This window comes from Chitinibacter sp. FCG-7 (assembly GCF_040047665.1).
In the GTDB taxonomy this organism is placed as follows: Bacteria; Pseudomonadota; Gammaproteobacteria; order Burkholderiales; family Chitinibacteraceae; genus Chitinibacter; species Chitinibacter mangrovi.
The window spans coordinates 427,376-444,847 of record NZ_CP157355.1; the positions used below are offsets into that span (position 1 = coordinate 427,376).

At 51.2% G+C, this 17,472-nt stretch carries 16 protein-coding genes; 3 read left to right on the plus strand and 13 right to left on the minus strand.

Annotated features, from left to right (window positions below):
• The first annotated feature begins 68 nt into the window (after nucleotides 1-68).
• Together fliD and ABHF33_RS02010 are read left to right on the plus strand one after the other, a co-directional pair.
• On the plus strand, nucleotides 69-956 hold the full coding sequence (gene fliD / locus ABHF33_RS02005; protein ID WP_348945402.1) for a flagellar filament capping protein FliD: 888 nt from the start codon (nucleotides 69-71) through the stop codon (nucleotides 954-956).
• Nucleotides 957-1,175: 219 nt separating this feature from the next.
• A complete protein-coding gene (locus ABHF33_RS02010; protein ID WP_348945403.1) occupies nucleotides 1,176-1,499 on the plus strand; it encodes a hypothetical protein in 324 nt (107 codons plus the stop codon).
• Nucleotides 1,500-1,602: 103 nt separating this feature from the next.
• Here the strand turns inward: ABHF33_RS02010 and sucD are convergent, their stop codons facing one another.
• The 12 genes from sucD to ABHF33_RS02070 all read right to left on the minus strand — a co-directional run bounded on the left by sucD (nucleotide 1,603) and on the right by ABHF33_RS02070 (nucleotide 15,483).
• Nucleotides 1,603-2,487 (minus strand): succinate--CoA ligase subunit alpha, encoded by an 885-nt coding sequence (gene sucD / locus ABHF33_RS02015; RefSeq protein WP_348945404.1) that lies wholly within the window; start codon nucleotides 2,485-2,487, stop codon nucleotides 1,603-1,605.
• Between the two features lie 147 nt (nucleotides 2,488-2,634).
• Nucleotides 2,635-3,804: an ADP-forming succinate--CoA ligase subunit beta gene (gene sucC, locus ABHF33_RS02020; RefSeq protein WP_179357387.1), complete on the minus strand. Its 1,170-nt coding sequence runs from the start codon at nucleotides 3,802-3,804 to the stop codon at nucleotides 2,635-2,637.
• A gap of 208 nt (nucleotides 3,805-4,012) precedes the next feature.
• Entirely contained in the window at nucleotides 4,013-5,458 is a 1,446-nt protein-coding gene (gene lpdA, locus ABHF33_RS02025; protein WP_348945405.1) for a dihydrolipoyl dehydrogenase, read from the minus strand.
• 81 nt (nucleotides 5,459-5,539) lie between these two features.
• Nucleotides 5,540-6,724: a 2-oxoglutarate dehydrogenase complex dihydrolipoyllysine-residue succinyltransferase gene (gene odhB, locus ABHF33_RS02030; protein WP_348945406.1), complete on the minus strand. Its 1,185-nt coding sequence runs from the start codon at nucleotides 6,722-6,724 to the stop codon at nucleotides 5,540-5,542.
• Nucleotides 6,725-6,831: 107 nt separating this feature from the next.
• On the minus strand, nucleotides 6,832-9,639 hold the full coding sequence (locus ABHF33_RS02035) for a 2-oxoglutarate dehydrogenase E1 component (RefSeq protein ID WP_348945407.1): 2,808 nt from the start codon (nucleotides 9,637-9,639) through the stop codon (nucleotides 6,832-6,834).
• Between the two features lie 129 nt (nucleotides 9,640-9,768).
• On the minus strand, nucleotides 9,769-11,055 hold the full coding sequence (gltA, locus tag ABHF33_RS02040; RefSeq protein WP_348945408.1) for a citrate synthase: 1,287 nt from the start codon (nucleotides 11,053-11,055) through the stop codon (nucleotides 9,769-9,771).
• Nucleotides 11,056-11,068: 13 nt separating this feature from the next.
• A complete protein-coding gene (locus tag ABHF33_RS02045) occupies nucleotides 11,069-11,377 on the minus strand; it encodes a succinate dehydrogenase assembly factor 2 (protein ID WP_348945409.1) in 309 nt (102 codons plus the stop codon).
• 70 nt (nucleotides 11,378-11,447) lie between these two features.
• Complete coding sequence (locus tag ABHF33_RS02050) at nucleotides 11,448-12,161, minus strand: succinate dehydrogenase iron-sulfur subunit (RefSeq protein WP_180307441.1); 714 nt, start codon at nucleotides 12,159-12,161, stop codon at nucleotides 11,448-11,450.
• Between the two features lie 11 nt (nucleotides 12,162-12,172).
• Nucleotides 12,173-13,951 (minus strand): succinate dehydrogenase flavoprotein subunit, encoded by a 1,779-nt coding sequence (gene sdhA, locus ABHF33_RS02055; protein WP_348945410.1) that lies wholly within the window; start codon nucleotides 13,949-13,951, stop codon nucleotides 12,173-12,175.
• Nucleotides 13,948-14,298, minus strand: a complete 351-nt coding sequence (sdhD, locus tag ABHF33_RS02060) for a succinate dehydrogenase, hydrophobic membrane anchor protein (RefSeq protein WP_348945411.1) — start codon at nucleotides 14,296-14,298, stop codon at nucleotides 13,948-13,950. Before sdhD ends, sdhA begins: the two co-directional genes overlap by 4 nt.
• Nucleotides 14,292-14,666 (minus strand): succinate dehydrogenase, cytochrome b556 subunit, encoded by a 375-nt coding sequence (gene sdhC, locus ABHF33_RS02065; protein WP_348945412.1) that lies wholly within the window; start codon nucleotides 14,664-14,666, stop codon nucleotides 14,292-14,294. The genes sdhD and sdhC overlap by 7 nt, the downstream gene beginning before the upstream one ends.
• A 97-nt stretch (nucleotides 14,667-14,763) precedes the next feature.
• Nucleotides 14,764-15,483 (minus strand): GntR family transcriptional regulator, encoded by a 720-nt coding sequence (locus tag ABHF33_RS02070; protein WP_348945413.1) that lies wholly within the window; start codon nucleotides 15,481-15,483, stop codon nucleotides 14,764-14,766.
• A 235-nt stretch (nucleotides 15,484-15,718) separates the two neighbouring features.
• Between ABHF33_RS02070 and ABHF33_RS02075 the strand changes: the two genes are divergently transcribed.
• Nucleotides 15,719-16,708 carry a malate dehydrogenase gene (locus ABHF33_RS02075; RefSeq protein ID WP_348945414.1) on the plus strand — a complete coding sequence of 330 codons (990 nt, stop codon included), beginning with the start codon at nucleotides 15,719-15,721 and terminating at the stop codon, nucleotides 16,706-16,708.
• Between the two features lie 191 nt (nucleotides 16,709-16,899).
• On the opposite strand, the gene ABHF33_RS02080 is transcribed toward ABHF33_RS02075, so the two are convergent.
• The gene (locus ABHF33_RS02080) at nucleotides 16,900-17,454 is read right to left on the minus strand and encodes a phasin family protein (RefSeq protein WP_157670495.1); all 555 of its coding nucleotides are present in this window, start codon (nucleotides 17,452-17,454) and stop codon (nucleotides 16,900-16,902) included.
• Nucleotides 17,455-17,472: the final 18 nt, after the last annotated feature.

Below are 17,472 nucleotides of genomic sequence, written 5' to 3' on the forward strand. Positions count from 1 at the left end.
TTTTTTCATGGCAGCCCGATTGGCGCTATTCTTGCTTTCAATACAGCAAAAGGAACAAGGAGTGCATCATGAGCATCAATGCCAAAGACTTGAACCAGCTGATCCAGCAAATCGGGCAATTCAAAACCCGGACTCTGAGCGAGCTGAACAGCCAGCCAGCAACTTTTGACATCACCCGCCTTGCTGCAGGGTATATCTCTGAACAGCATTCTATTCATGATCTGCAAGTCAATACAAGCCAGGGTATATCAGGCCTATCAACGCTGGGGCGCAATCTGGCGCTGAGCGATCCCGAAAGTGCCTACCGTATGATGAGCCATATCAATCAGCTGGGCGTGATTTACCCCGCGCAATCGGCGCGCTTGAGCAATATGCAAAGCGGCGTGAGTGAGCTGGCACAGGCGGCAAAGCCACTGAGTAAGATCGATGCCACGGCAGACTTTGCCAGCGTGAAAGTGCAATTACAAAATCTGGCCGATCAATACAATCAATGGCGGCGCAATTTTGACGCCGACCTGCAAGACCCCGAATTGCTGGCGGGCACGCAAGCGGCGCAGGTCGCGCGGTATGAGCTGGCCCAAAGCATCGCCAGCCCCTTCCACGGCGCACAGCATGGCATTCAGGGCATGGCGGCGCTGGGGCTAACGATTGATCCAGTCACCAATATGGCGCAGCTCGATACGCAAAAATTGAGTGCTCTCTGGCAGCAACAACCCAGCGCAGCAGCCGCAGCGGTCAGCGACTTTGGGGCGCATTTTGCCCAAAGCGCCACGCTGCTGACTGAGCAAAATAATTTCTTCGCCAAGCAGCAAGCCAATCTGGCCAAGGTGATTAGTTATATGGACACGAACAAAGCCAAATTGCAGCAGGAATTCGGGCTAGGCGATCCGCCACAGCCATCAAGCAGCGTGGCACGGGCGTATGCGGATTATCAGCGGCGGAATGGACTTGCATAAATCGAATTTACGCAGCATCTACTTGCCAAGGTGAAACACGAAGCATTGCGCACGGCACACCCTACAAGGCTTGATTATCCCAAAAATCTTCAGGAACAAACTGAGGGTTAGTATGTTTTTTCCGAATGACAAGACAAGTCGATAAGAAATACAATTGAAAGTAATGATTAAGAAACATAAACACTCAGCTTAGGCTCTTCAATCGACGAGGACTGCATCATGGCAAAATATCAATTTTTCCAATTATCTAAAGATGGCAAAAAACTTGTACGCTATTTATGCACTGATCGGGAAGATTTCCTTCCAGCCAAAGAGCTTTTGCTTGGGCAGGGCTTTGAAGTCATTGGTGATATGATTTACGCCAGCAATGATCAGGAAGCGATCGATCATTTTAATAGTGGGATGATTTACCCATTGGCGGAATACAATAAGGCAGAAGGAGTTGGTGGTTTGTTTTATTTTGTCAAAGGTATATACGAAGAGGCCCGAGATTTTTATCGCCGCCGAGCAAACTCTTCACACCAAAACAAACCAAATCTTTAGGTATAACGCCGCAAGCCAATAGGATCAGAACTCGTAGATGAATACCCCAATAAAAAAGCCACCCGAAGGTGGCTTTTTTTCATTTTCTATTCACTGTCGTGAATTAGATCATGCCTTTTGATTTCAGCAATTCAAACATTGTTTTGCCGATTTCAGCTGGGCTGCGGGTGTACGCGATGCCAGCTTGTTCGAAGGCTTTGAATTTCTCTTCTGCAGTGCCTTTACCGCCAGAGATGATCGCGCCAGCGTGGCCCATACGTTTGCCTTTAGGCGCAGTGACACCAGCGATGTAACCAACAACAGGTTTAGTCACGTAAGACTTAGCAAATTCAGCCGCTTCTTCTTCGGCAGAACCACCGATCTCACCGATCATCACGATCGCGTCAGTATCAGGATCGTCTTGGAACAGTTTCAATGCGTCGATATGGCTAGTACCTGGGATTGGGTCGCCGCCGATACCGATACACGTTGATTGACCCAGACCCAATGCAGTTGTTTGCGCTACGGCTTCGTAAGTCAATGTACCAGAGCGTGAAACGATACCGATACGACCTGGGTTGTGGATGTGCCACGGCATAATACCGATCTTGCACTCGCCCGGTGTGATAATACCTGGGCAGTTAGGGCCGATCAGACGGATACCCGCTTCATCAACCGCGCGTTTCACGTACAGCATGTCAATCGTTGGCACGCCTTCAGTGATACATACGATCAATTTCACGCCTGAATCAACCGCTTCCAAGATTGAATCTTTGGCAAAAGCTGCAGGTACGTAGATCACAGAAGTATCAGCTTGAGTCTGAGCGACTGCATCACGCATAGTGTTGAACACTGGCAGGCCAAGGTGCTCTGAGCCGCCTTTACCTGGCGTCACACCGCCAACTACTTTTGTGCCGACTTTCAACGCTTGTTCAGCGTGGAAAGTACCGTTTTTGCCAGTGAAACCTTGCACCAGCACTTTTGTATCTTTGTTAACCAAAACGCTCATGGTTTGTCCTTTGTGAGGTGTGAGGGGTGAGGTGTGAGGGGTAAACCCACAACCCAACCATCACAACCTTCTCATCTCAATAAGAACGAAGAAGGGAGCATTAAACGCGGTATACACCTCACGCCTAACGCCTCACTCCTCACTCAATTACAGTGCTGCAACAGCAGCAACGATTTTCTCAGCTGCGTCGTTCAGACCTTGGGCTGAAGTCAATTTCAGACCCGATTCGTCGAGGATCTTCGCGCCCAGTTCAGCGTTATTACCTTCCAAACGAACTACCACAGGTACTGTTACGTTTACTTCTTTCACCGCAGCGATAATCGCTTCAGCAATCATGTCGCAACGAACGATACCACCGAAGATGTTGATCAACACGCCTTGTACTGATGAGTCAGCCAAGATCAGTTTGAACGCTTCGATTACGCGCTCTTTGGTCGCGCCGCCACCAACGTCCAAGAAGTTAGCTGGTTGGCCACCTTTCAGTTTGATGATGTCCATCGTCGCCATTGCCAAGCCAGCGCCATTGACCATACAACCGATATTGCCTTCCAAAGCCACGTAGTTCAGTTCGAACTCGGAAGCTTTCACTTCGCGCTCGTTCTCTTGTGATTTGTCGCGTTGTGCCAGCAATTCTGGGTGACGGAACAAAGCATTTGAGTCGAGGTTGATTTTGCCATCAACGCAAGCTAATTCGCCGTTTTCACGCAGCGCCAATGGGTTTACTTCAAACAAGGCAAAGTCGTTTTCAACGAATGCTTTGTAAGAGCCCAAGATCAGGTTGGTAAACGCTGTAACTTGTTTACCTTCCAGGCCCAAAGCAAAAGCAGCTTGACGGCCTTGGAATGGCTGCATGCCAACCAGAGGATCAACTTCGATTTTGATGATTTTTTCTGGCGTTTCTTCAGCCACTTTCTCGATCTCAACACCACCTTCCGTTGAAACCATGAATACGATGCGTTGTGAGCTGCGGTCTACCACGGCGCCAAGGTACAACTCGCGCTGTACTGGGTACATGTCTTCACATACCAATACGCTGTGAACTGGCTGGCCATCTGCATCAGTTTGATAAGTTACCAAGTTGGTACCGATCAAACGAGTCGCTTCAGCGGCAGCTTCTTCGCGGCTTTTTACCACTTTAACGCCACCTGCTTTACCACGGCCACCGGCGTGAACTTGGGCTTTAACTACAGCAAATTTGCCGCCCAAAGTGTCATAAGCAGCAGCAGCTTCTTCACCAGATGCAGCCAAAATGCCACGTTGTACTGGCAGACCATATTTAGCCAGCAATTCCTTGGCTTGATACTCGTGCAGATTCATCTCTATTTATCCTTTGTGAGGAGAGTGTTGTCGGACAGGCTATTCCCCGCCGTTTGTACCGCATGATGAATGAGAGCACCTGCCCTCACCCACCCTACAAATTCAAATACTTAACGCTTGGCTCTGTAGGGTGCACTGAGCGATAGCGAATTGCACCATTGTGATACTGGTGCGGTGCAATTCGCTACGCTCAGTGCACCCTACATCGTTAAGAATGTAAGCCGCGTTTATCGCAACCTAGCGCCGCCTCATGCATCGCTTCAGCCAATGATGGATGAGCGTGAACGATACGAGCAATGTCTTCAGCTGACGCGTTGAACTCCATCGCCACCACGGCTTCAGTAATCAATTCTGAAGCGAACGGGCCGATGATGTGCACGCCCAAGATACGGTCGGTTTTCGCGCAAGCCAGCATTTTAACGAAACCAGCGGTCTCGCCCAAACCCAAAGCGCGGCCATTCGGGCCAAATGGGAATTGACCTTTTTTGTACTCAACGCCTTCGGCTTTCAATGCCTGCTCGGTTTTACCAACCCAAGCCATTTCTGGGCTGGTGTAGATCACCCAAGGCACGTTATTGAAGTCGATGTGTGGATGCTGACCAGCGATACGCTCAGCCACGGCCACGCCTTCTTCTGACGCTTTGTGCGCCAGCATCGGGCCACGCACCACGTCACCCACTGCCCACAAGTTCGGCAATGAAGTACGGCAATCACCGTCAACAATCACGAAACCGCGCTCATCGAGTGGCAAGCCCACTGATTCAGCAGCCAAATTCCACGTGTTCGGTACACGACCGATCGACACGATCAGTTTGTCGTAGGTTTCAGTAAACGCTTTACCTTCGGCATCGGTGTATTCAACGGTAACGTCGTTTTCACCCTTGGTGATATTGCCGATTTTCAAGCTGGTTTTGATAATCAAGCCCAAGTCTTTGGTGAAAATCTTGTGCGCTTCTTTGGCCACAGCTTCGTCGGCCGCGAGCAGGAAACCCGGCGCGCCTTCGAGGATTGTGACTTCTGCGCCCAGACGTTTCCAGACCGAGCCCATTTCCAGACCGATGACGCCCGCGCCAATCACGCCCAAGCGTTTTGGTACGGCAGGAATCGACAATGCGCCTTCGTTATCGAGTACGAGTACGTTATCAACGGGCGCTTGGGGCAATTGACGTGGTGTTGAACCAGTCGCCAAGATGACGTGAGTCGTTTCTACAACTTCAACTTTGTCACCATCAGCGACTTCAACTTGCCATTTGTCGCCGCCTTCACGAGCAATCCTACCGAGGATTTTCCCGTGGCCGTGCAGGCTGGCGACTTTGTTCTTTTTGAACAAATAGCCGATACCTTGCGTCAACTTGCTCACGATGCCGTTTTTGCGTTCTAGCATCGTGCCAACGTCAAATTTCATGCCTTCAACGGTGATACCGTGTGAGGCAAATTTATGCTCAACACGTTCAACGTTTTCAGATGACTCGAGCAAGGCTTTTGATGGGATACAACCCACGTTCAGGCAAGTACCACCGAGTGAGGCTTTGCCTTCCTTGTTTTTGAATTCGTCGATACACGCAGTGTTAAAACCCAACTGCGCCGCACGAATCGCAGCCACGTAGCCGCCAGGGCCCGCGCCGATTACGATTACGTCAAATGATTGTGACATTTAGTCCTACCTTAACCCAACGCTGGGTATATACATACAAGTCAATGGGTATGTAGCCTACAGCCACATACCCCACTTAAATTAAATATCCAACAACAGGCGGGCTGGATCTTCGATCGCATCCTTGATCGCTACCAAAGACAGAACCGCTTCGCGGCCGTCGATGATGCGGTGATCGTAAGATTGCGCCAAGTACATGATTGGGCGAGCAACGACTTGACCGTTTTCAATCACTGCGCGCTCTTTGGTTGCGTGCATGCCCAAGATCGCAGCTTGTGGTGGGTTGATAATCGGCGTTGACATCATTGAACCGAAAGTGCCGCCGTTAGAAATCGTGTAAGTACCGCCGGTCAATTCTTCAACGCCCAGCTTACCTTCTTGCGCGCGTTTGCCGAAGTCAGCGATGGTTTTCTCGATTTCAGCCAATGAGAGTTGATCCGCGTTACGGATAATTGGCACCACCAAGCCACGTGGGCTACCCACTGCCACGCCGATGTCGAAGTAGCCGTGGTAAACGATGTCATTACCGTCAACCGATGCATTGACGATTGGGTATTTTTTCAGCGCAGCAACGGCAGCTTTGACGAAGAAGCCCATAAAGCCCAGTTTTACACCGTGGTCTTTTTCGAATTTGTCTTTGTACTTGTTACGCAAGTCCATCAACGGCTTCATGTTCACTTCGTTGAACGTGGTCAGGATCGCGTTTTGCTGTTGCGATTGCAGCAAACGCTCGGCCACACGGGCGCGCAGACGGCTCATTGGTACGCGCTGTTCTGGACGATCACCAGTTGGTGCCGCAACGGCTGGTGCAGCAGGTTTAGCCAGGTGGTTTTGTACGTCTTCTTTCAGTACACGACCGCCGCGGCCAGTGCCTGCAACGTCGCTCACGTTCACACCAGCATCAGCAGCAATTTTCTTCGCTGCAGGCATGGCGTTCGCGCCACCCGCTGGTGCCGCTTGAACTGCAGCAGGCGCAGGTGCGGCAGCTGCTGGCGCTGCGGCTTGAGCTGGAGCCGCCGCAGCAACTGCTGCGGTATCGATTTTAGCGATCACATCGAGGCTACCCACGGTCGCGCCGTCAGCTTGAACGATTTCAACCAGAACACCGGCCTGTGGTGCAGGGATTTCCAGCACAACTTTGTCGGTTTCCAGGTCGATCAGATTTTCGTCGCGAGCAACAGCCTCGCCCACTTTTTTGCGCCATGAAATCAGCGTGGCTTCAGAAACAGATTCAGGTAATTGTGGTACCAAAACTTCGATGATCATTGTGTCACTCCAGTCGATTTTTAATTCTTTGTGATCGTGTGCCCGCTAAAAATAGCAAAGGCAAAACGCCAAAAAACGCGGCGCTCCTAAGGAGGGCCGCGTTGCGATTACAAGGTCATTGCTTCTTCAACAAAGGCTTTGAGCTGTGCATTGTGCTTGCTCATATAGCCAACGGCTGGCGAAGCTGACGATGGGCGACCCGCAAAGGTCAATGTCTGCTTCGATTCGAGCACCGCTTCAAGGCGGTGACGGATCTGATGCCATGCGCCCTGATTACGTGGCTCTTCTTGCACCCACATGATTTCTTTGGCGTTTGGATATTTTTGCAACTCGGCTTGCAGCTCTTCGGCCGGGAACGGATACAGCTGTTCGATACGCACGATGGCGATTTCTTTGATTTCGCGCTCGGTACGACCAGCGAGCAAATCGTAGTAAACCTGGCCTGAGCAGCAGATCACGCGTTTTACTTTCTTCGCATCCAGCTCTTGCACCTCGCCGATCACCGGACGGAATTCGCCGTTAGTGAAATGCTCGATTGGGCTGCAGGCGTTTTTCGCTTTCAACAGCTTTTTGCTCATGATGATGATCAGCGGCTTGCGATACGGACGCAGCATCTGACGGCGCAAAGCATGGAACATTTGCGCAGATTCAGACAGCATCAACACTTGTACATTGTGCTCGGCGCACAATTGCAGGTAACGCTCAACACGCGCTGATGAGTGCTCTGGACCTTGACCATCGTAGCCGTGCGGCAAGATCATCGTCAGACCACACAAACGACCCCATTTGGTTTCGCCCGAAGTGATGAACTGGTCGATCACCACCTGTGCACCGTTGGCGAAGTCACCAAACTGCGCTTCCCAGATCGTCAATTCATCCGGCGCTGAACATGCGTAGCCGTACTCAAACGCCAATACCGCTTCTTCGTTCAGGATCGAGTCGATCACCAGGAAGTGGCCTTGGTTTTCAGACAGATTTTGCAACGGGATATGTACGCCATGATCCCATTTCTCGCGATTCTGATCGTGCAGCACAGCGTGACGATGGTTAAACGTACCGCGACCCGAATCTTCACCCGAAATCCGTACGCCCATACCTTCGGTCAGCAACGTTGAGTAAGCCAGATGCTCGGCCATGCCCCAATCCACTGGCGCTTCGCCATTGGCCATCAGTGTGCGTTCTTTAACGATTTTTTCAACATTAGCGCGCAGCTTGAAATCGGCCGGATATTGCGTGAATTTCTCGGTCAAGCGAATCAGATCAGCTTGTGGCACCGAGGTGTTCACCGGATGACGCCAATGCGTGCCCAGGTATTTGGTCCAATCCACCGCGTACGAGCGTTTGTAGTCGGTCAGTGTGGTCTGCTCAACGTGTTCGCCACGGTCCAGCGCATCACGGTAGGCCTGAATCATGCCGTCGGCTTCAGCTTGCGTCACCACGCCCTGAGCGATCAGCTGATCGGCGTAGACTTTGCGCGGGCCAGGATGAGCGGCGATTTTTTTGTACATCATCGGCTGCGTGACAAACGGATCATCCGCTTCGTTGTGGCCGTGCTTGCGGTAGCAAACCAGATCAATCACCACATCTTTATGGAATTTCTGGCGGTATTGCAAAGCGGCTTCAGTCACCAGACAGACTGCTTCAGGATCATCACCGTTCACGTGGAAAATCGGTGCTTCAACCATTTTGGCGATATCGGTACTGAACAGACTCGAACGGTTGTCGCGAATATCCGAAGTCGTGAAACCAACCTGGTTATTGATTACCAAATGAACTGTACCGCCAGTACCGTAACCACGCGTTTGCGACAGATTAAACGTACCTTGGTTAGTACCCAAGCCGATAAATGCTGAATCGCCGTGGATCAACAGTGGCAATACTTGATCACCAGTCAGGTCTTTACGGCGGTGCTGACGCGCACGCACCGAGCCTTCGACTACTGGGTTCACAATCTCAAGGTGAGACGGGTTAAACGCCAGCGTCAGGTGCAATGGGCCACCAGGCGTAGGAATATCCGAGCTAAAGCCCATATGATATTTCACGTCACCGGAAGCCAGTTGCGTGTTGTAACGGCCTTCGAATTCGCCAAACAGATCGCGTGGCAATTTACCCAGGATGTTCACCAGCATATTCAAACGGCCACGGTGGGCCATGCCGATCACCACTTCCTGCACGCCAGCAGCACCGGCAGCCTGATTCAGATAATCCACTGCCGGAATCATGCTGTCGCCGCCTTCAAGCGAGAAGCGTTTCTGACCGACGTATTTCTTGTGCAGGTATTGTTCCAGCGTTTCTGCTGCCGTTACTTGCTTCAGAATGCGTTTTTTCTGCTGAACATTAAAGCTTGGCTGCGAGCGGCGGCTTTCAAAGAACTCCTGCACCCACTTGCGCTCTTCACCATTGGTGATGTGCATGTATTCCAGACCGATATTGCCGCAGTAAGTCTGCTGCAAAAAGCCCAGCACTTCGCTTGGTGTTGCGCGCTCAAGGCCATCGATATTGGTACCGAGCTTGATGGCCATATCGCTGTCGGTAAGACCATGCGTTTTCGGGTCCAGCTCTGGAATCGGCGCTTTGTCCATGCGTTGCAGCGGGTCAAGCTTGGCACCACGGCTACCCATAATCCGGTAAGCCGAAATCATGCGCAGCAAGTTAACCTGGCGCTCGGTGGCGGCTTCATCCACCACACCGACTGCGCGTACAGATTGCTTGGCCAGCTGGCGGAACGACTCTTCAATCGGTGCACGCACCACATCGCGGGCTACCGAGCCCGGTGTTTGCTGCAACTGATCGAAGTAAGTGCGCCATTGCGCGTCGACTGACGATGCATCAATCAAATATTGTTCGTAGAGGTCTTCTACAAACGGGGCATTCCCGCCGAACAGCTGGGAATTCGTTTCAAGTTCTTTCATCATTGCCGTGTATCCATTTTTTTCCGCCCTGCTTGCAAGCTAATGCCTATTGGCAAAAAGACAGCAAGGCCGGTCAATGCAGCTACGCCCCAATGCTCATCACACTAGGGCGCAGGAACCGCGGTTAATGCATCAACCGCGCTTGTCCATAGGTACGTAATCGCGTTTTTCCGCGCCAGTGTATTGCTGACGTGGGCGACCGATCTTCATGCCTGGATCAGAGATCATTTCGTTCCAGTGGCTGATCCAGCCTACAGTACGCGCCAGCGCGAAGATCACTGTGAACATCGGAACAGGGATACCCAAGGCCGATTGAACGATACCTGAGTAGAAGTCAACGTTCGGGTACAGTTTACGTGACACGAAGTATTCGTCTTCCAGCGCGATTTTTTCCAGTTCCATTGCCAGCTTGAATTTCGGATCATCTTGCAGGCCGAGTTCATTCAAGACTTCGTGGCAAATACGGCGCATTACATTGGCGCGTGGGTCCATGTTTTTGTATACGCGGTGACCAAAGCCCATCAGTTTGTGGGTTTTCGCTTTCACGCCTTCCATGAACGCTGGCACAGCTTCAACCGAACCGATTTCGTCCAGCATCAGCAATACGGCTTCGTTCGCGCCACCATGCGATGGGCCCCACAGACAAGCGATACCGGCAGCGATACATGCAAATGGATTTGCACCTGACGAGCCTGCCAGACGTACTGTCGACGTTGAAGCATTTTGCTCGTGATCTGCATGCAGCGTGAAGATCACGTCAAGTGCACGTACCAGCACTGGATTTGGTTCGTATTTTTCACATGGTGTAGAGAACATCATGTGCATGAAGTTCGCGGTGTAGCTCAAATCGTTACGTGGGTAAACGAATGGCAGGCCTTGGTTGTAGCGGTAGCACATGGCCGCAATGGTTGGGATCTTAGAGATCAGGCGGAACATTGCCACTTTGCGGTGTTCTGGATTGCTGATGTCCAAGCTGTCTTGGTAGAACGCAGACAGCGCACCAACGACACCGACCATCATCGCCATTGGGTGCGAGTCACGACGGAAACCTTTAAAGAAGGCGGTCAACTGCTCGTGAACCATGGTGTGGCTCATGACAGTTTTTTCAAATTCCGCTTTTTGCACTGCAGTTGGCAATTCGCCATTGATCAACAGGTAGCATACTTCGAGGTAATCAGACTCTTCAGCCAATTGCTCGATAGGATAACCACGATAGTACAGCTGACCCAGATCACCATCGATGAAAGTGATTTTCGATTCGCAGCTAGAAGTTGCCAAAAAGCCTGGGTCAAAAGTAAACATACCAGTTTTAGAAAAACTGCGGATGTCGACTACATCTGGACCCAAAGTAGATTTCAAAACAGGCATTTCCAGCGTGTTCTGGCCATCGTTATAAGTCAGCGTGACTTTCTTTTCCATCGTGTTGCTCCTGTTAAAGCGCTTCGGTAATGCGCTCGGCAATGCCGGCTGCGTTATTGTTTGTTTCGCCATGACTGCCTGCATTGGCTGCAGCAATCTGCGCGATCATCTCGGCAAGTTCAGGGTCTGGACAGACCGATTTACCGTTGACGTATTCCAAGAAATCCCAATCTGGCAGCATCAAAATTTGCTCGTACACCGCCAGTTCTTGCTCGTTCAATGTCGGTAGAACTTCATTCACAAAACGTTCAAGTTGCAAATCCAGCTCCAACAAACCGCGCCGTGAACGCCAGATAATTCGTTTCAGTTCTACTTCATCCATTGCACACCCCTAGTGAGTATTGGCCTGCAGATTAACTTCAAAAAAAACCTACAGGCACATACCCCTCTTATTAGCTAATACGTTTTACCATCAGATCTTTGATCTTGCCGATGGCCTTAGTCGGATTGAGCTCTTTCGGGCACACATCCACACAGTTCATGATGCTGTGGCAACGGAACAGGCGATATGGGTCTTCCAGATCATCCAGACGCTGGCTAGTCGCTTCATCACGGGTATCAGCAATAAAGCGATAAGCCGCCAGCAAGCCAGCCGGGCCAACGAATTTGTCTGGGTTCCACCAGAACGACGGGCAAGAGGTCGAACAGCATGCGCACAAGATACATTCGTACAGGCCATCGAGCTCTTTACGATCTTCTTGGCTTTGCAGACGTTCACGATCGGGCGCGGGGCTGTCGTTGATCACGTAAGGCTTGATCGAGTGATATTGCTTGAAGAACTGCGTCATATCGACGATCAAGTCACGAATCACTGGCAAGCCTGGTAATGGGCGAACTTCGATCGGCTGTTTGAGCGTGTCTATGTCAGTAATACAGGCCAAGCCATTTTTACCATTGATGTTCATCGCATCCGAACCGCACACGCCTTCGCGGCATGAACGGCGGAATGACAATGATTCATCTACGACTTTGAGTTTCACCAAGGCATCGAGCAGTTTACGTTCAGTCGTGGTATCGACTTCAACGCTGATGTCTTGCATATACGGTTTTGCGTCTTTATCAGGATCGTAGCGATAAACACGGAATTTGACGGTTTGAGTAGCCATATTCGATCCCCTTAGTACGAACGCGTTTTGAGCGCGATCGTGTCAACAGTCAAAGGCTTCATATTGACTGGTTTGTATTCAAGTTTGTTACCTTCACGGTGCCACAAGGTGTGTTTCAACCAGTTAGCATCGTCACGGCCGTTTGGACGCTCAGCAGTGTCTTCAGCATCATCACGTACGTGCGCGCCGCGAGATTCTTTACGTGCTTCTGCAGAGATCATCGTCGCTTTGGCGACTTCGATCAGGTTTTCCAGCTCGAGTGCTTCAAGACGTGCAGTGTTAAAGGTTTTCGATTTGTCAGCAATTACGGTGGTTTTCACCATTTGCTCAACTTCCAGAATCTTCGTTACGCCTTGTTTGAGCATGTCGTTAAAGCGGAATACACCACAGTGCGCTTGCATCGTGCGCTGCATTGCCAAACGTGCTTCGTTGACGTTGGTGCCTTCTTTCTGGTTGTCCAGACGAGCCACACGCGCAACTGAACGCTCAACGTCTTGCATCGCCAATTCTGGCAAGTCTTTTGGCGCAGATTTGATGTAGTCGATCATGCTATTGCCGGATGATTTACCGAATACCAGCAAGTCGAGCAATGAGTTGGTACCCAAGCGATTCGCACCGTGAACTGATGCACACGCGCACTCACCCGCAGCGTAGAAGCCTTGAACGATCTGCTCGCCCACCACCACTTCGCCTTTGTAGTTGGTCGGAATACCGCCCATTTGGTAGTGGCAAGTTGGTACAACTGGGATTGGCGCTTTGATTGGGTCAACGCCGGCAAACTTGATTGAAATTTCACGAATGCCTGGCAATTTCGACATGATCACTTCAGGGTCGAGGTGTGTAATGTCGAGCAAGACGTGGTCTTTGTTTGGACCACAGCCACGGCCTTCGTTAATCTCGGTCACCATCGCGCGGGACACCACGTCACGTGAGGCCAAGTCTTTGGCGTTTGGCGCGTAACGTTCCATGAAACGCTCGCCCTCCGAGTTACGCAAAATACCGCCTTCGCCGCGTACACCTTCGGTAATCAATACGCCTGCACCAGCAACGCCAGTTGGGTGGAATTGCCAGAATTCCATGTCTTCCAATGGAATGCCTGCACGAGCCGCCATACCCAAGCCATCACCGGTATTGATAAAGGCATTGGTCGATGACGAGAAGATACGGCCAGCACCGCCAGTCGCAAACAAGGTGGCTTTAGCTTGGAAAATCACGACTTCAGACGTTTCCATCTCCATCGCAACCACGCCTTGCACATTGCCTTGCTCGTCGCGAATCAGATCGAGCGCCATCCACTCAACGAAGAATTGCGTGTTAGCACGTACATTGCGCTGATACAGCGCGTGCAACATCGCGTGGCCAGTACGGTCAGCAGCAGCACAAGCACGGCGCACAGGTTTTTCACCAAAGTTGCTCATGTGGCCGCCAAATGGCCGCTGATAGATCGTGCCATCAGAGTTGCGGTCAAACGGCATACCGAAGTGTTCAAGCTCGATCACCACGTTTGGCGCTTCACGGCACATAAATTCGATTGCGTCCTGATCACCCAACCAGTCCGAACCTTTTACAGTGTCGTACATATGCCAGTGCCAATGATCTGGCTCTGAATTACCCAAAGAAGCCGAAACACCACCTTGCGCTGCAACAGTGTGCGAGCGAGTTGGGAATACTTTCGACAATACGGCAGTTTTCATGCCCGCTTCAGAGAGTTGCAATGCGGCGCGCAAACCGGCACCACCCGCGCCAACGATAATGGCGTCAAACTTGCGAACTGGAATTGACTTGGTCATGCAACACCCCACACTACTTTAACCATATAAACCAAGCTACCGATCAACCACAGCAGCGTCAGAACGTGCATCGTCAGGCGAACGCCTACGTGCTGGATGTAATCCATCCAGATATCACGCACACCAACCCATGCATGCCACAGCAATGCAGTGATCGAAATCGTGGTCACCACTTTGACCCAGGTATTGGCAAACAGCGCTTGCCACGCTTCATACGAAGCACCGTTCGCACAGAGGATAAATGCCACTACACCGATGGTGTAAACCAGCATGATGACCGCAGTAACCCGCTGCACCAACCAATCGCGCAAACCATAGTGCGCACCCACTACATGACGCTTTACCATGTTAGCGCTCCGATAATCGCAGTTAGAGACAAGCTCACCGCCAAGACCACATAAGCCGTCGCGCGAGCTGTTTTCAGATCAGTGCCTTTGTGGATATCCAAAAACAGGAAACGCGTACCCGCACAGGCGTGGTGCAGATAGGCCCACAACACGGCCAACAGGAACAGTTTGGTCACTGGATGAGCGATGCATTCCTTAAACGCAGCAAAGCGTTCAGCGGAAGACAAAGTGCCCTCCAAGGCATACAACATGAATGGGATGGCGGCGAACATCAGCGCACCACTAATCCGGTGCAAGATGGACACAATCCCTGGCAATGGCAGACGGATCTGCCACAGCGCAAGGTGCTTGGGGCGTGCTTTTTGCATACGCTCTATTCCTCTGTATTAACCAAACGAAGTTTTACTACTAATTACAATCTGACCCACATCAATGCGCCAGCTTGATAAAACCTGCAAACTACTCTTAGGCTGCAACAGATGGCTCAAACGCCAACTGCTCAGTTTTAAGCCAAGCCACGCTCCAAACCTGCGGCTTGCCTGAAAAATCTTTGGCCAAACGCACTAGCTGCAGCAGCGGTTCATTCAGCTCAACTTGCAACAAGCGAGCCTCGGCTGAACCCGCACTCACCGCGCGATAGCGGGTTTCGCCATCCTGCAGACGGACACCAAAATCGCGCCAGCACAACTCGCGCAAATTGCCTTTCAACTCACGAATCCGGCGCATTTCCAGCTCAGGAAAATTCGCTTCGGGCAACAGCAACTCTTCTAGTCCGACGATCTGCCCCGACACCCGCAGCAAGCGTCTGACCTGCCACAGCGCTGCGCCACGGCGCAGGCCTAAAATCTCGGCCAGTTGTTCACCGGCATGAATCCGCACACAACCGAGCAATTCAATCTTGGCTGTTTCGCCTTTGGGATCTGTCAGCAGCGCAAAGCGCCCGCGCATCAGAAAATCACTCATCCCGGCAACGAAAGTACCCACACCCTGACGGCGATACAAAATCGAATCGGCCACCAATACATCCAGCGCCTTGCGAACCGTACCCTGACTTACGCCAAAGCGCTGCCCCAATTCAACCTCGCTGGGCAGGCTTTCATCTTCCTGCCATTCGCCCGCTTCAACGGCCGCCATCACCTCGCGGATCACTTGCTTATATAAAGGTTGTGCAGCCAATTTTTTCATGTACGCGCTTTTTATCATGTTGTCGGCGCAGAGTCTACTACAGTCTTATATAAGACAAAAGATACAATACATTTTAGCCAGCAAAACCGTCACTTTTTTCCACAAAAATCTGTAGCGTGATAAACTTGCGCAGCTAAATCAAGGCAATGCAACTTGCGTTGTGCGCCTTAAACGCACCAAGTCTAATTTTGTCGTCGTTGGCGAGCCTATCGCCGCTACTCGGAGTCGTTCTCACATGTCGCAAACAAAAAAACCTGTACGCGTTGCCGTAACCGGCGCAGCTGGCCAGATCGGCTATAGCCTTTTATTCCGCATTGCCTCTGGCGCGATGCTCGGCCCAGACCAGCCAGTGATCCTGCAATTGCTGGACATCACACCATCATTGCCAGCGCTGAACGGCGTAGTGATGGAACTGGATGACTGCGCATTCCCGTTGCTGCAAGGCATCGTACAAAGCGACGACCCTGAAGTAGCGTTTAAAGACGCCGACATCGCCCTGTTAGTTGGCGCGCGTCCACGCGGCCCAGGTATGGAGCGTAAAGACCTGCTCGAAGCCAATGGCGCGATTTTCACGACTCAAGGTAAAGCACTGAATAAAGTCGCGAGCCGTGACGTTAAAGTACTGGTCGTTGGTAACCCAGCGAACACTAACGCCTACATCGCAATGAAAAACGCACCGGATCTGAACCCGGCCAACTTCACTGCCATGATGCGTCTGGACCACAACCGCGCGCTGACGCAAATCGCTCAGAAAACCGGCTCTGCAGTGACTGACGTGACCAAGATGATCATCTGGGGTAATCACTCAGCGACTCAGTATCCAGATTTGTTCCACGCTGAAGTGAAAGGCGCGAATGCCGCTACTTTGATCAACGATCAAAAATGGCTAGAATCTGAGTTCATCCCAACCGTGCAGCAACGTGGCGCGGCCATTATTAAAGCACGCGGCCTGTCGTCTGCTGCTTCTGCAGCCAACGCAGCGATCGACCATATCCGTAACTGGGTACTGGGCACTCCGGAAGGCGATTGGGTAACGATGGGCGTTCCAGCAAATGGCGAATACGGCTACGAAGACCTAATCTACGGCTACCCAGTCACTTGCAAAGATGGCAAATACACCATTATCCAAGGCTTGGAAATCAGCGAATTTAGCCGCGCACGCATGGATGCAACAGCTAAAGAGCTGGCAGAAGAGCGTGATGCTGTGAAACACCTGATTGCTTAATTCAATCGGTGGCACAAAAAAGCCCATCAATCTGATGGGCTTTTTTTTATTGCCATTGAATGCCGATTATGTGGGTATACGGCTATAGGCAAAGCTTGAATTGGTCTACAAACATATACCTGTCACTACACATTCATCAGAAAATAAAAAAACCACACCGAAGTGTGGTTTTTTTATTGGCATATTAAAACTTAAGCTGCTTTATTCGCCGCTTTAGTTGCTGCAGCCACTGATTTGGCGCCAGTTTCAACGGCAGCTACAGTTGCTTCAGTCAGATTAGCAGCGATGCGCTGGCTGGTTTTTTGTACGGTATCAAACGCGGTGTTGGCGCTTTCAACTGCGTTTTTGATCATATTCACCGCTGCGCTGCCTGCTGGCGCTTGCTGAGCAGCTTGATCCAGTGAAGTCACCAGGTTTTTGTTAAATTCCAGCACTTGTTCTTCGATCAGCTTGTTCAATTCAGCTTGAGTGCTGCTTGCTGCTTCGTACACAGTGCGCGCCACAGCGATGGTTTTTTCCACACCAGGTTGTGACAGGGTTTTTTGCAGCTCAACCAGATCCTGCACGCTTTTCACTTGTGACAACGTTTTGGCGGTTTCTGCGTTTTCAGCCAGCAAATCACGAGCGATGCTCAACTGCAACTGAAACAGACGCTCGGCACCAGCCAGAGCGATGTTGGTCAGACGCAAAGATTTCTCAAGATTAGCTTGGCTCAGTTCGGCAAATTGTTTTTGTGCGTTAAACATGGCATTTCTCCGGTTAAT

Bases quoted from the DNA above. Each gene is read 5' to 3' on its own strand.
- gltA (WP_348945408.1), bottom strand. From the start codon at position 11,055: ATGGAAAAGAAAGTCACGCTGACTTATAACGATGGCCAGAACACGCTG.
- ABHF33_RS02045 (WP_348945409.1), bottom strand. From the start codon at position 11,377: ATGGATGAAGTAGAACTGAAACGAATTATCTGGCGTTCACGGCGCGGT.
- sucD (WP_348945404.1), bottom strand. From the start codon at position 2,487: ATGAGCGTTTTGGTTAACAAAGATACAAAAGTGCTGGTGCAAGGTTTC.
- odhB (WP_348945406.1), bottom strand. From the start codon at position 6,724: ATGATCATCGAAGTTTTGGTACCACAATTACCTGAATCTGTTTCTGAA.
- ABHF33_RS02080 (WP_157670495.1), bottom strand. From the start codon at position 17,454: ATGTTTAACGCACAAAAACAATTTGCCGAACTGAGCCAAGCTAATCTT.
- sdhD (WP_348945411.1), bottom strand. From the start codon at position 14,298: ATGGTAAAGCGTCATGTAGTGGGTGCGCACTATGGTTTGCGCGATTGG.
- ABHF33_RS02050 (WP_180307441.1), bottom strand. From the start codon at position 12,161: ATGGCTACTCAAACCGTCAAATTCCGTGTTTATCGCTACGATCCTGAT.
- sdhC (WP_348945412.1), bottom strand. From the start codon at position 14,666: ATGCAAAAAGCACGCCCCAAGCACCTTGCGCTGTGGCAGATCCGTCTG.
- sdhA (WP_348945410.1), bottom strand. From the start codon at position 13,951: ATGACCAAGTCAATTCCAGTTCGCAAGTTTGACGCCATTATCGTTGGC.
- fliD (WP_348945402.1), top strand. From the start codon at position 69: ATGAGCATCAATGCCAAAGACTTGAACCAGCTGATCCAGCAAATCGGG.
- ABHF33_RS02010 (WP_348945403.1), top strand. From the start codon at position 1,176: ATGGCAAAATATCAATTTTTCCAATTATCTAAAGATGGCAAAAAACTT.
- ABHF33_RS02035 (WP_348945407.1), bottom strand. From the start codon at position 9,639: ATGATGAAAGAACTTGAAACGAATTCCCAGCTGTTCGGCGGGAATGCC.
- ABHF33_RS02070 (WP_348945413.1), bottom strand. From the start codon at position 15,483: ATGAAAAAATTGGCTGCACAACCTTTATATAAGCAAGTGATCCGCGAG.
- ABHF33_RS02075 (WP_348945414.1), top strand. From the start codon at position 15,719: ATGTCGCAAACAAAAAAACCTGTACGCGTTGCCGTAACCGGCGCAGCT.
- sucC (WP_179357387.1), bottom strand. From the start codon at position 3,804: ATGAATCTGCACGAGTATCAAGCCAAGGAATTGCTGGCTAAATATGGT.
- lpdA (WP_348945405.1), bottom strand. From the start codon at position 5,458: ATGTCACAATCATTTGACGTAATCGTAATCGGCGCGGGCCCTGGCGGC.